Annotated in this window: 12 protein-coding genes and 1 pseudogene; 8 read left to right on the top strand and 5 right to left on the bottom strand. The window is 40.4% G+C overall.

Annotated features, from left to right (window positions below; all coding sequences use genetic code 11):
- The first annotated feature begins 364 nt into the window (after positions 1-364).
- Both fusA and FNZ24_RS05220 read left to right on the top strand, forming a co-directional pair.
- A complete protein-coding gene (gene fusA / locus FNZ24_RS05225; RefSeq protein WP_153913409.1) occupies positions 365-2404 on the top strand; it encodes an elongation factor G in 2040 nt (679 codons plus the stop codon).
- Between the two features lie 236 nt (positions 2405-2640).
- Positions 2641-3537 (top strand): 4'-phosphopantetheinyl transferase family protein, encoded by an 897-nt coding sequence (locus FNZ24_RS05220; protein ID WP_228768385.1) that lies wholly within the window; start codon positions 2641-2643, stop codon positions 3535-3537.
- Positions 3538-3642: 105 nt separating this feature from the next.
- Here the strand turns inward: FNZ24_RS05220 and FNZ24_RS05215 are convergent, their stop codons facing one another.
- Complete coding sequence (locus FNZ24_RS05215) at positions 3643-5640, bottom strand: alkyl/aryl-sulfatase (RefSeq protein WP_153913408.1); 1998 nt, start codon at positions 5638-5640, stop codon at positions 3643-3645.
- 148 nt (positions 5641-5788) lie between these two features.
- Between FNZ24_RS05215 and FNZ24_RS05210 the strand changes: the two genes are divergently transcribed.
- Positions 5789-6754: a LysR family transcriptional regulator gene (locus FNZ24_RS05210; protein WP_153913407.1), complete on the top strand. Its 966-nt coding sequence runs from the start codon at positions 5789-5791 to the stop codon at positions 6752-6754.
- A 43-nt stretch (positions 6755-6797) separates the two neighbouring features.
- Here FNZ24_RS05210 and queF read toward each other — a convergent pair whose 3' ends face one another.
- A complete protein-coding gene (gene queF / locus FNZ24_RS05205) occupies positions 6798-7652 on the bottom strand; it encodes an NADPH-dependent 7-cyano-7-deazaguanine reductase QueF (RefSeq protein WP_153913406.1) in 855 nt (284 codons plus the stop codon).
- Between the two features lie 59 nt (positions 7653-7711).
- Between queF and syd the strand changes: the two genes are divergently transcribed.
- A complete protein-coding gene (gene syd / locus FNZ24_RS05200; protein WP_153913405.1) occupies positions 7712-8365 on the top strand; it encodes a SecY-interacting protein in 654 nt (217 codons plus the stop codon).
- A 92-nt stretch (positions 8366-8457) separates the two neighbouring features.
- Here syd and FNZ24_RS05195 read toward each other — a convergent pair whose 3' ends face one another.
- Both FNZ24_RS05195 and FNZ24_RS05190 read right to left on the bottom strand, forming a co-directional pair.
- The gene (locus tag FNZ24_RS05195) at positions 8458-9231 is read right to left on the bottom strand and encodes a Zn-ribbon-containing protein (protein WP_153913404.1); all 774 of its coding nucleotides are present in this window, start codon (positions 9229-9231) and stop codon (positions 8458-8460) included.
- A 131-nt stretch (positions 9232-9362) separates the two neighbouring features.
- Positions 9363-9719, bottom strand: coding sequence for a hypothetical protein (locus FNZ24_RS05190; RefSeq protein WP_153913403.1), 357 nt, complete (start codon positions 9717-9719; stop codon positions 9363-9365).
- Positions 9720-9913: 194 nt separating this feature from the next.
- On the opposite strand from FNZ24_RS05190, the gene FNZ24_RS05185 reads away from it, so the two are divergent.
- Positions 9914-10300, top strand: coding sequence for a DUF3192 domain-containing protein (locus FNZ24_RS05185; protein ID WP_153913402.1), 387 nt, complete (start codon positions 9914-9916; stop codon positions 10298-10300).
- 55 nt (positions 10301-10355) lie between these two features.
- Here FNZ24_RS05185 and FNZ24_RS05180 read toward each other — a convergent pair whose 3' ends face one another.
- The gene (locus FNZ24_RS05180) at positions 10356-10586 is read right to left on the bottom strand and encodes a DUF2789 domain-containing protein (RefSeq protein ID WP_153913401.1); all 231 of its coding nucleotides are present in this window, start codon (positions 10584-10586) and stop codon (positions 10356-10358) included.
- Positions 10587-10716: 130 nt separating this feature from the next.
- On the opposite strand from FNZ24_RS05180, the gene FNZ24_RS05175 reads away from it, so the two are divergent.
- The 3 genes and pseudogenes from FNZ24_RS05175 to FNZ24_RS05165 all read left to right on the top strand — a co-directional run.
- Positions 10717-11346 (top strand): GNAT family N-acetyltransferase, encoded by a 630-nt coding sequence (locus FNZ24_RS05175; protein ID WP_153913400.1) that lies wholly within the window; start codon positions 10717-10719, stop codon positions 11344-11346.
- An 86-nt stretch (positions 11347-11432) separates the two neighbouring features.
- Positions 11433-11756: a DUF962 domain-containing protein gene (locus FNZ24_RS05170; RefSeq protein WP_153913399.1), complete on the top strand. Its 324-nt coding sequence runs from the start codon at positions 11433-11435 to the stop codon at positions 11754-11756.
- A gap of 263 nt (positions 11757-12019) precedes the next feature.
- A pseudogene (locus FNZ24_RS05165) lies at positions 12020-12237 on the top strand (gamma-glutamyltransferase); the annotation flags it as partial.

Raw genomic sequence — 12237 nt, 5'->3', positions numbered from 1 at the left:
ATGTTACCGATCTATACTGAGTTTATGGGTGTTTTATCGCCAAATGTAAACATATACCCATGCTACCTCAAGATGCAAAGTCAGCAAGGCAAATAGTGCCAAGATGCTAGGCATAAAATTGAAGTATAGTTATTCTACATAGATATTTTATAACAACGCAGATTGGTGCTATTTGCCTTGCCCTACGGGGCGCAAGCTCGAAAACCACTGCTACGTTGTAAGCTTTGAAAAGTGAATAACAATTACCTCAGTTTACGCCTTGCATTGTTATCCGAGCTTGTGCCTGACAAAGCATCTTGAGGTAACATGGGTATAGTAAGACAAAGATATGGATAGTTTAATAATGTGAACAAAGGAGGCCATCATGGCTGAGTTTACCACTGAGCAAATCCGCAATCTGGCAGTGCTCGGACACACAGGCGCAGGAAAATCCTCGTTACTCGAGGCGTTACTCTTTCGCGCAGATGCAATCACTTTAAAAGGCAGGGTCGATAAGGGTACAAATCATGCTGATTTCACTGCCCAAGAAAAATCTCACCGACACAGTTTAGAACCTTCATTTTTAAATCTTGATTATCAATCTCACCACATCAATTTTATCGATACTCCCGGATTACCCGACTTCTTTGGACGTGCACTATTACCCTTACCAGGTGTTGAATCGGTTTTGTTGGTAGTGAATGCAAGCGTTGGCATTGAGTCCGTCACTAAGCGAGCATTTGAAGCTGCTCGAAGCCAAGGTAAAGCGGTAGTCATCGCGATAAATCACATGGATGGTAATGAACAGAAAGTATCAGATGTGATGATGGATATTCAGCATCAATTTGGTCACCGTTGTTTACCGGTTAACTTACCCAATGCCACTGCAGATAGTCTGGTCGATGATGTGGTAGATTGCTATTTACATTGTGACGATACTGCTAAGACCTTATTCAGCCATCCTACTCAAGCAAAAGATGAACTCGTTGATACTGTACTTGAAGAAGATGAAGCCTTAATGGAGCTTTATTTAGAGCAAGGTGAATCACTTACGCCAGAGCAATTGCATGCGCCATTAGAAACAGCCTTAAGAATGGGACACTTAGTACCAGTTTGCTTTACCAGTGCTGAGCAAGATATTGGGATCAGTTCCTTGTTAGAAATACTGGTTAAGTTAATGCCGAACCCACTTGAAGCGAACCCGCCGCAATTTATTAAAGGCTACGGCGATGAAGCTAAACCGATAGATGTCACTCAAAAAGCCTCAGACCATGTTTTAGCTCATGTATTTAGGGTGGCGATAGATCCGTTCTTTGGTCGTATGGGCGTGTTTCGTTTGTATCAAGGTACGATTTCTGTGGGAATGAAATTGTTTATTGGTAGCGGTCGCAAGCCGTTTAAAGTGTCTCATTTAATGAAACTTCAAGGCGACAAACAAATCAATGTCAATCAAGCATTGCCTGGTGATATTTGCGCCATTGCTAAGCTTGAAGATTTATCTGTTGGCGCTGTGCTTCATGATAGCCATGATGAAGATGAGTTTCATTTACCAGAGCTTAAATTCCCGCAACCTATTTTTGGTTTGGCAGTCTCTGCTAAACGCCGTGGTGATGAGCAAAAAATATCGGAAGTATTACATAAGCTGGTGGCTGAAGATCCAAGTTTACAAATCAGTCGCAACGAAGCTGAAGGTCAAACAGTGCTGCAAGGACAAGGTGACTTACATCTTCAAATAGCCTTAGAGAAAGCGCAAAATTTATTTAATGTCGACATGGATACCGATACCCCAGCAGTGGCTTACCGTGAAACCATTATGGCTGAAGCGGAGTATCGATATCGTCATAAAAAGCAATCTGGTGGTTCTGGCCAATTTGGCGAAGTTGAATTGAAAGTTGAACCGTTAGCCCGTGGGCAAGGTTTTGAGTTTGTTTCCAAAGTGGTGGGCGGATCTGTTCCAACCCAGTACATTCCAGCCGTTGAAAAGGGCGTTCGCGAAGCCATGTTAGCGGGTGAAATGGGTGGGTACCCATTACAGGATGTGAAAGTCACCTTGCTTGATGGCAAGCATCACAGTGTTGATTCAAAAGAGATTGCTTTTGTTATGGCGGGTAAAAAAGCCTTTATGGAAGCGGTAAAACTCGCTCAGCCGGTTATTTTAGAACCCATTGTTGATATGCAAATTCATGTGGCTCAAAACCATGTCGGTGAAATCACAGGTGACATTAGTTCTGCACGGGGTATTGTGTGCGGCACTCAAGCTAACAGCAATGGATTAGTAGAAGTGAGTGTTGAAGCACCGCTGGCGAATGTGAGTAATTATTCCACTCGCCTTAAATCGATGACAGGTGGTGAAGGGCAATTCTCGATGCACTTTAGTCACTACGATGTGCTTCCTCAAAAGGCAGTAAAAGCTCTGGCAGAGTAACGAGTGCCTTTTATATATAAGGTAAAACGAGTGAGGGTTGGGCATTGCTCAGCCCTTTTTATTATCGAGTAAATTAGGGAGGATTTAGGGGCTGCTTTAGCTCAGTCATCCCATGTTTTGACGGTTAAACATCAGCATATTACCTCCACAACCAGATAGATAAGTTACCTTGCTTGTTGAAATAGCTTCCTAAAACAAGCGACAATGGAACATTACCTATTTAGCCCGAGCCTAGATTGAATCCGTCAACCGCCATCCAATTATTTTTCTGTCCCCTTAATACTGATTTATTAGATGAATCGAGTGCATCTATCGTGCGTTCATGGCTGCCTGAAGATGAGGTCAAAAAGGTTGATCGCTTTATTCAGCAATCCTCTAGAGAGCAAGGCTTAATGGTGCGAGGTTATTTACGCAGTGTGTTATCGCATTTTGCTAGTGTTGAACCAGATGAGTGGCAATTTGAATATGGTGAAAAGGGTAAACCGAAATTAACGGCTGCGCAGTTTGCGCAAACGGGTTTGCACTTTAATCTTAGCCACAGTGGCGACTGGTTGTTAATTGGGGTGGTAAACACAAATGGCGCAGCTCAACAGCAAACAGAAATAGAACTTGGAGTAGACATTGAGCGCCGCCGTGAAACAACGAACATTCATTCCATTCTAAATCACTACTTTTCAAAACCTGAAGAGGCTGCGTTATTGGCATTGCCGGAAAAACAGCAACGAGAGCGCTTCTTTGATTTATGGTCTTTAAAAGAGTCTTACATTAAAGCCAAGGGCTTAGGTTTGGCATTGTCACTTAAATCGTTTGCATTTGAGCTTAATAATCTACAATTTCATTCAGTGCCAGTTACATATCAATGCTTGCTAAACACTCAAACTTTACCAAAGGAGTTGTGTTTGTCAGACAAGATCCCTTTAGGGTTGCGGTGTGAAGACGAGCAGTGTGAAGCCGAGCAGACTGAATATGTGACTACTTCCAATTGGCAGTGTTATTTAGGCCGCATTGATCAAGTTTACCGTTTCGCCATAAGCTTAGATTGTGGAGTTGAGAATCAAGTGGATGTTATTGCGAAAGAAGTGAGTTGGATTGATTTAATTAATACGAGTATTAGTACTAACATTAATAACTAGTTGTATTTCGTTATCTGTTGATGGTGTTTGCGACAGAAAAAAATAAGGCCGCTAAGCGACCTTCTTTTTTGACTATTCATCAGCACTTAAACATTTCAGGCTGAGTTACTTTAATGGCACAATTTCAAAGTCAGGTTCAAATTTAACTAAACTTGAAACAATATTGGCAAAGGCTTTAGGATCACCTTCCATTGTTGCATCACCAGACTCTAATAGCGCTTTCATTGTCGTTTGACCAAGTAATACTTTGACCACATCGCTTTTGTTAACCGTTAGCGTAGCATCAGCTTTTTTAAGGGTATCGACACTGATGTTACTTAAGTTGCCGTTACTCATTTCAACAAATAACTTATCAGTTTGCTTGGTTTCTTTATCGCCTGAGTGGGTAACTACGTTAAGTGTAATATCCCCAAGGCTTGCTGCCTTGATACTATCAACTTGCACAGCTAAGTAATCAAACAGTGTTGGCATATCCATTTCGCTAATGACATCGGCTGAGGCTGTTTTAGGGCTACCAGTTTGAATGCCTACTCGTAGCTCTTGTGCGCCAGTTAAGTAGATATTACGCCAGCCAGCGCCTTCCGCTTGATAACCGAGTTGCTCATAGGTATCAGCCAGTAAGTCACGAGCGACTTGGTGTTGTGGATCTGCCATAACGACTTTATTGAGCGCGGTAGCGACAAAGCGATATTCGCCCTGGCTGAAATCTTGTTTCGATTTTTGCACGACATTGTCAGCGCCGCCCATATATTCAACAAACTTTTCGGCTTCAGCTTTGGTCGGCAATGGGTTTAAATTGGCTGGGTTCATATCGAAATAACCCAAGTACATGTTATATACCGCTTTGGCATTATGGCTATAAGTACCGTGATAGCCGTTGGTGTACCATTCGTCTTGTACTTTCTGTGGAATCGTTTCCATAATGGCATCGCCAATGTCTTGGATGACGACACCTTGGTTGGCCAAGCGCATAGATTGGTTATGGACTAAACCATAGTTATCGCGCTGCATACGAAGATAATGATTCACTTCATCATTGCCCCACACTGGCGCAGAGTGCGACGCAAATAATACATTTACTTCATCGCCAAAGGCATTAATCATCTCATTAACATCTTTCGACCATTTCAATGAGTCGCGTACTTTAGCGCCTCGAAGCGTATAGACATTGTGCATGCCATCATAGGTGAGTTCGCCTGACCAAAGTGCTTTCATTGATGGAATATATGTGATCATTTCACTGGCAGCTTCCGTGCCTGATGCATCCATGAATACCATCTCTAGTCCATCAATGGTTAAGGTTTCCCACTTGCCTTGCTGATTGAGTTCGTAGTGAGGTTTAACATAAGTGATTTCACCTTTTGACAAACCTTTCGCTAAAGCTGCATCAACAATACCGTGATCATGCTTGCCTAAGGTCGCACCATATTGATATGCGGCGCGGCGGCTCATGACGTTGCCCGCTAGCACGTTCTCATCAACAATTTCAGCGGTGATATTATTGGAACCATAAACTTTGACATCAGGATAAAGTTCTTGCACACCACGAGCGCCACCAAAGTGGTCAGCATGGCTGTGAGAGTAAATCATCGCAACGATAGGCAAGTCTTTACCTTCGGGTAAGTGCTCAAATGCAAACTTAATTGATTGCTGAGCGGCTTCTTTAGTTAGCAAAACATCATAAGCAATCCAGCCAGTCTCGCCGCGAATTAAGGTGAGATTAGATAAATCAGTACCACGTACTTGGTAAATACCGTCTTGTACCTTGTATAAACCATTTGGCACCATATTAAGCTGGGCTTGACGATATAAAGAAGGGTTTACAGAGTCTGGCAGTTCTTCACTGATAAAAGTGAACTCTGCGCGTAGTATCTTTGCCGTTGCCTCATCAAATGCTGCAATCTTATTTTTACTAAAACGCTCAAAGGCCGCTTTATCGTCAAAATTGAGCGTCTTGGCTAATTCTTTGTTGAACTCTGTGGTCGCGGCAGTTGCTGGCTTACCATGATAGTCAACAGTAATGTGGTCATGTTCGTGTTGAGCTGCTGATACCTGTGCGGTAAAGGTGATGGTAATTGCTAAACCAAGTAGTGATTTTTTCATGTTAAGCCTCAGCTATTTAAATTGATTATGATTAGGTTAACAATTTAATAACTGAGGATAACTATGGCAAAAGAGGGTTAAGGTATTTATTTTGTGAATGTATTGATGATAAATTTATCGTAATTACTTAATTGAATGGAGGTAGAGCATGCTGCCAGGTGGTGTTAACGCACACAGAAAAACAGATGATGAACTTGCAAAGTTTGATCTCAATCTTGTACGGGTATTTTGCTGTGTTTGTGAATACCAATCCATTTCCTTAGCTGCAGAGCATTTAGGATTAACTCAATCTTCAGTGAGTAATGCTGTTAATCGTTTTAAAGTGGTAGTGGGCGCTGAGCTATTTGTCAGGCAAGGTCGTGGTATTGCGCTGACAGCGATGGCAAATCATTTATATCAATCCCTGAATCCATCTCTGATGGGAATTGAACAGTGCATTATGAGCGTTAAAGAGTTTAACCCGCTTGATTCAAAACGTGTGTTTCATGTTAGTGCTAATGAGTCTGTAATTGACCTTATCCAGTCCAGTATTGAACAACAACTGGCTGATAAAGGAGTTGAAATTATTTTTATCGAAGCCATTTATGAGCAAGATGATTTATACGAGGCCTTAAAGAAACAGCATATTGATTTAGCTATTGATATTGTTGCACCAGCAGAAGCCAGTTTTTCCAGCAAACAGCTTGCCACTGAAAGGCTGGTTTGTGTTGCTCGTGATAACCATCCGGTATTTAAACATGGTATTGATGAAGCATCTTACTTTAGTGCGAAGCACTTGTTTTATCGGTTACATCGACAGAATCAACGGGTTGCAGAATTGATTTCAATTGCACATTTGCCTGTTCGTGAAATGTATGGAGAGAAGTCATCATTGCTGACGATGTTATCGAGTGTAAGTAAATCCGATGCCATTTGTATCGCGCCATATACTTATGCAAAGAGTTACCAGCAGATTTTTAAACTCAACTTGATGGAGTTACCTTTTAGCAGCCAGCAAATCTCTATTTTTAGTATTTGGCCGACTAAGCATCATCATGATCCTGCTAACAAATGGCTGAGAGAAATCATTGAGTCGAGTATTCAAACGGTATATCAGCATGAAAGTACAATTTAACAAAAAGCCTGCTAATGCAGGCTTTTTTATTTTTAGAGAACCATTACTGTCTTGCTAAACGATGTGTTTCAGGTGGTTGCTCAAAATCACTTCTGAAAGGGTTAATGTCTAAACCGCCACGTCGAGTATAACGGGCATATACTGTTAGTTTAGTACAGTTACAGTAGCGTTTTAAGTCAGTAAATATACGTTCGACACACTGCTCATGGAATTCGTTATGTTGGCGGAAAGAAATCAAGTAGCGAAGTAGATTCTCATGATTAATCTTAGGACCCTGATAACGGATCATGACACTACCCCAATCTGGCTGTGAGGTGATAAGGCAGTTTGATTTCAATAAGTTAGATGTGAGCGTTTCGACAACGTTTTTATCTTCAGTACTGTCCTGTAGATAGTCAGGATTAAACTCGTAGTCATCCACCTCAATATCAAGATCGTCAATACAATTACCTGGTAATTCGACAATGCGTTGAGTATTAAAATGCTTAGGTTCAATGACTTTGACTGTCACTTGACCATTGGCACATTGGCTTAAGTCAGTAACTAACGTTTGTTGTACCTGCTCAACTGATTCAAAGCGTGTTTGATTAAAGCTGTTGAGATACAGTTTAAACGATTTAGATTCGATTAAATTATCACTTTCGATAGCGAGGTAAACTTCAATAATGGCAACCATTGGTTTGCCTTTGGCATTCAGCCAAGACAGTTCATAACCGGTCCAGATATCTGCGCCTTGAAAAGGAAGCGTATCAGTTAATTCAATGGCATCGCGATTCAGTTTACGAGGAACCCCTTGCAGCAGTGAAGCATCATATTCTGCTTGATATTGCGTCGTTTGACCTAAAGTCAGTCCTTTAAGTGCATCTGCATCACTATAGGGGTCGTGATTGTGTGTCATCTAGTCTGTTTCCGTGTCAAAATAGACTTATATTATAACCCAAAATTGGAGCATCTTAAGTGTCTTGTTCAACTTCATTGGATCATTTTTCTAGCCGTTATATTCAAGCTTATCAGGATGTATTAGGCGAGTTTCCCCGTTATTTCCCACTTGGGCAAGGATCCGCCTGTATTGAAGGTAAGTATGATCTTGAATCAGATGATGCGGTTTTTTGGAAAACAGTTAAACGTAAAAACAGCTCAGATTTCAGTAATGTAGAGCATGCATTAGAGCTTAAACTGCACCAAGACATTAATGCATTTTATGGCGAATATTTTTCTGCGCCTTTGTATTTCGATTCAACTTGGGGAGAAGGTGAGCTACTGCAAGTTTGGAATCAGCAAGACTTTGAATCTTTGCAACAAAATGTGATTGGTCATTTGATGATGAAGAAAAAGCTTAAACAAGCACCAACTTGGTTTGTTGGCGTGTTAGGTGATGGCGATCAAATGATAACCGTAGATAATGAAGACGGCAGCGTGTGGATTGAAATTCCTGGTGATAAGCCTAAAGATAAACTCGCTGACAGTTTAGCGGCATTTATTGATGGATTGACCCCTCGTGTGATGCCACCTGTTGAACCAATTGTTGAAGATAACTATGTCGCGCACCCAGGCATTTGGCAACGAATGAAAATGATGTGGGCTGATTTGATTAAAGGCAAAAAATCATAATTTAATCAGGTTATGAGCAATTAACGGGGTATTTATAACAGATAATAAAGCCAGACAAATGTCTGGCTTTATTTTTTTGGTTTCATAACAATTTACTGATGATCCCAAGAGATGTTAGATACTATGCGGCAAGGCTCACATCTGAAATGAAACATATCGAGTAAGGGTTCATCTAAACGCCATTCTTTAGAACCACAACGAGGGCAGGCGCGTTCTTTTTCACTGGCTAAGCTTTCGCCTCCTACTCGGTATAAGTAGTAATAAGTCGGTATCTTAGTGATGAATTCAACTCTACCGCGTATGTCCCAACCTCTTCTGAATAAGTCACTTTTATGGCTGGTAATCTCTTCTAAAGCGGCAAACTCGGCTTTTGTGGCTGCAGCCATTTGTAATTCATCACAAGCTTGCCATTCTGTTTGCCAGCGAATAACCCGTTTATGATCGCCATTAAAACTTGCTGGGATCTGATAAAGGGGAATAGGCAACAAGTTATCACCACTTCTTATTGGCGAGCACATATGAACGTAGCTTGTATAAAGCACTTGCCAGCTTGGGGTTTCTGAATTGCTAACTTCAGAGTTGATATCTTGGCCAATAAACTTTTCTCGAGGAGCAAGTAGTTTAGCTTCGGTGAGCTGATTTAACGCTTGTTTCGTCCAAGGGCTATTATGGCGACTTGATAGACTGGTTTTTTCTGGCATTAATAACCGAACTTTAAACTCACCTTCATTAAATGCGACGGCAAATTCTCTTCCCAATACTTGACCGTTGGCTCGCAAAGATTCGAGGTAATGGTTAATGGCTTTTTCGGCTGCGGTGATAGTCGTATCCGCAAAACATTCAAATCTTAGCTCTGTGACAAACATGGGGTTCCGTTTAACTTTTGGGTGGTTCATGAGATGAATTAGCGCAACTGACTTTATTGTCAGCTATTAACTTCTTACACCAAGTATTTAACTGATTGCTATTTAAAGCACTTACTTCAATTAAACAATGACTATTGGTTTTCTAATTGGTTCTCTAATTGATTCTCTAACTGATTAATACGTTGCTCAAGTAAATTAACCTTATCTTCAAATTCGTTTTTCATTTGTTGCATCTGAGCAAGCAACTTTTGTTCGATAAGCTGTGAATCTGATTGGATTGAAGGTTTGGTTGATTCAAGTGCATCACCTAAATCTGGCAAGGTCTGCCATTGATCTTTTGGGATAGCTTTAAACTGTTGTAACCCTTGGATGAGCAAAGGCATGGGGACTTTGCCACCGAGCTTACCTTTAACTAATGCCATAGTCGGCGTATGGCCATTCAATGCAATGGTTTTCGCTGCGGCGAGGACTTGTTCGATTGGACTCATAATTGGTTAAAATCCTCAATATGGATTAGTGAAAATACTTACTTATTAATAGTAATTAAATAATGTTTAATAAAATCAACAATATAAATATTGGCACGCTTTTAGCTTAATGATAATAGACAACATTATAACGTATCTCAAAAGCAGTTTGAGTAGAAATTACGTGAGAATCATTTAAATAATAAGGAAGTATCATGAAAGCAAAATTGGGTTTAGCGTTTTTAATGGCTGTAAGCAGTCTTTCATTGAGTGGTTGTGTGTTGAATGTGGGTGATCATGAAGGCAAACGCAGTCATTCATATTGGGAAAAACAACAGGAAACAAACAGAACAAATTTATCTAAACTCACTATAGGTATGGCGAGAGATCAAGTTACCGTATTAATGGGGACTGCTGATTTTAGTGAAGCTTATGTCACTCAAGCTGATGCCGAGAGCCCTAAGAAAGAAGTAAATGTACTCTTTTACCGTACTCAATGGAGTAAAGGCGACGGCAAGACTACTAAAGATGAGTGTACTCCAGTTGTCATTAGTGACAATAAGCTAGTCGGTTGGGGTGACACTGCGTATCAAAAAATTTAATGAAGCGATTTCGCGTCATCGCACTTAAATGGTTTAAATGACGGCGAAGCTTTAGTTATTGTCTTAACAAAACGTCCAGTTGGTCTACAAGTTCTGACCACTGGGCGTCATCTTTTAAACTCTCTTCTAAGAAGGCTCTTTGGGCATTATTCCAAAAGTCTGCCTCAATTAAATTCGTATTTGCATTGATGGTATGTTGCGATAGAAAAACGCTTATTCCCGCATCTGATGAATCCAATCCTAGTTGTTCAAATAAATGAGCAAGTGTTGCCGAAGTTGTATCCATTTTAATCCCCAATTTATCGTGTACTTGGCTATTGAGATATCTTTAAGCCTAGGTGACCGCATTAAAATTGCAATATGTTTTAAACTTGTTAAGTTGTAACTATTAACTTGGTTTAGTAAAGAGTGTAAACATGGAACACAACACGTTAGAAGAACACAGAGCTGTTTATTTAACTGCAGAAGATTTACGCGTGGCGGCATCAATTATTTATAACGCTTACCATGATGATCCTTTCTTTATTGAAGCTCTTGCAACTACAAACCAAGCGAGTTACGAACAGAAACTACGCGCCTCTATTCGCGAGGAGTTAACGGAACTTTGGCAACAAGAACAACCTTTAATTGGCTGGTTCGATGGTGAAAGACTTATTGGAGTAGCCTGTGTCATAACTCATCAAGTGCCATTAGGTGAGAGCCGTTATTGGCATTGGCGTTTGAAAATGGTGTTAGGTACCGGTTGGAATTCGACCCAAGCACTTATAAAAAAAGAGCACAGTATTTTAGAAAGCTTGCCGAGTAAGCAATATGGTATTTTGCAATTTATTGCTTTATCGCCAATTGAGCAGAGTAAAGGTAATGGCTCTAAGCTGGTTCAGGCAGTGTTAAGTTGGTGTGACGAGCAGCCTGAGCTTGATGGTATCGGTGTTTTTGTGAATAACCCTAAGCATGCAGAATTATTTGCTCGTGAAGGCTTTAATCATTTATCTGAGCTAACAATCGGTAGTGTCGATGGTGAAATTCTAGTTTATCCAAGTAAATAGAACTGTCATGTTGTGGACAATAATTTGCGTACAGTTCTGTTTAGCATCAATCGCAAACACAATAATTTATAAGTAGAGCCGATAAGATGAGTGAAAAAAAATATCAAGATTTTAAGTCGTTTTACCCTTTCTATTTATCACAGCATCAAGATGCCACTTGTAGAAGACTGCATTATGTTGGAAGTGGTTTAATCATAGCATTGATCGTTTTAACGCTTATTAACCAACAGTGGTGGCAACTGTGGCTTTTACCCGTGATTGGTTATGGCTTTGCATGGGTAGGGCATTTTGTGTTTGAGAAAAACCGACCTGCAACGTTTGAGTACCCCCTTTATAGTCTATTAGCTGATTGGGTGATGTTTGCACAAATGTTAAAAAAGCAGTTTAAGTTGGGAAAACCTTCAAGCTAACTGTTACTTCTGTTTGTGAGACTTATCTCACATTGGTGTAGGTATTCGTTTAGCTAATATACTTAATGTCTTACCTTTTTATCTATTTTTGCATATAAAACAAGTGCTTGAGTTTTTGTCTAAAAATCCGGGTTTGTGAAGTTTTTGTTTCTGCCAGTTTTTTATCTATCTCTATTCCATCCATTTATTACAATGAACTCATTAAGCAATCAATGAATTAACTTAGTGAGTTACAGGAAGTAGCCGCATTAACAGTTAATTAACTATCACGTGCCGGTAATATCGGTGGCGGTGGTTTTATGATGGTGCATATAGCTGAATCAAACAAAACTATTGCTATTGATTATCGAGAAACTGCGCCAGCAAAAGCCCATAAAGATATTTTTTTAGATGAAAAAGGTAATGCTAATCCTAAATTGAGCCGTGAGCATGGTCTCGCAGTAGGCGTGCCAGGAACAGTTATGGGCCTTGAGCTTGCTWK

The sequence above is a fragment of the Shewanella sp. TC10 genome, from assembly GCF_009663145.1.
In the GTDB taxonomy this organism is placed as follows: Bacteria; Pseudomonadota; Gammaproteobacteria; order Enterobacterales; family Shewanellaceae; genus Shewanella.
The sequence above is the reverse complement of the archived record's forward strand: the minus strand, read 5'-3'. Positions and strand labels throughout refer to the sequence as shown.

Excerpts from the sequence above, each read along its gene's own strand:
- FNZ24_RS05185 (WP_153913402.1), top strand. The coding sequence starts at position 9,914 with ATGAAAGCAAAATTGGGTTTAGCGTTTTTAATGGCTGTAAGCAGTCTT.
- FNZ24_RS05210 (WP_153913407.1), top strand. The coding sequence starts at position 5,789 with ATGCTGCCAGGTGGTGTTAACGCACACAGAAAAACAGATGATGAACTT.
- FNZ24_RS05190 (WP_153913403.1), bottom strand. The coding sequence starts at position 9,719 with ATGAGTCCAATCGAACAAGTCCTCGCCGCAGCGAAAACCATTGCATTG.
- FNZ24_RS05175 (WP_153913400.1), top strand. The coding sequence starts at position 10,717 with ATGGAACACAACACGTTAGAAGAACACAGAGCTGTTTATTTAACTGCA.
- FNZ24_RS05195 (WP_153913404.1), bottom strand. The coding sequence starts at position 9,231 with ATGTTTGTCACAGAGCTAAGATTTGAATGTTTTGCGGATACGACTATC.
- FNZ24_RS05180 (WP_153913401.1), bottom strand. The coding sequence starts at position 10,586 with ATGGATACAACTTCGGCAACACTTGCTCATTTATTTGAACAACTAGGA.
- FNZ24_RS05170 (WP_153913399.1), top strand. The coding sequence starts at position 11,433 with ATGAGTGAAAAAAAATATCAAGATTTTAAGTCGTTTTACCCTTTCTAT.
- queF (WP_153913406.1), bottom strand. The coding sequence starts at position 7,652 with ATGACACACAATCACGACCCCTATAGTGATGCAGATGCACTTAAAGGA.
- fusA (WP_153913409.1), top strand. The coding sequence starts at position 365 with ATGGCTGAGTTTACCACTGAGCAAATCCGCAATCTGGCAGTGCTCGGA.
- FNZ24_RS05215 (WP_153913408.1), bottom strand. The coding sequence starts at position 5,640 with ATGAAAAAATCACTACTTGGTTTAGCAATTACCATCACCTTTACCGCA.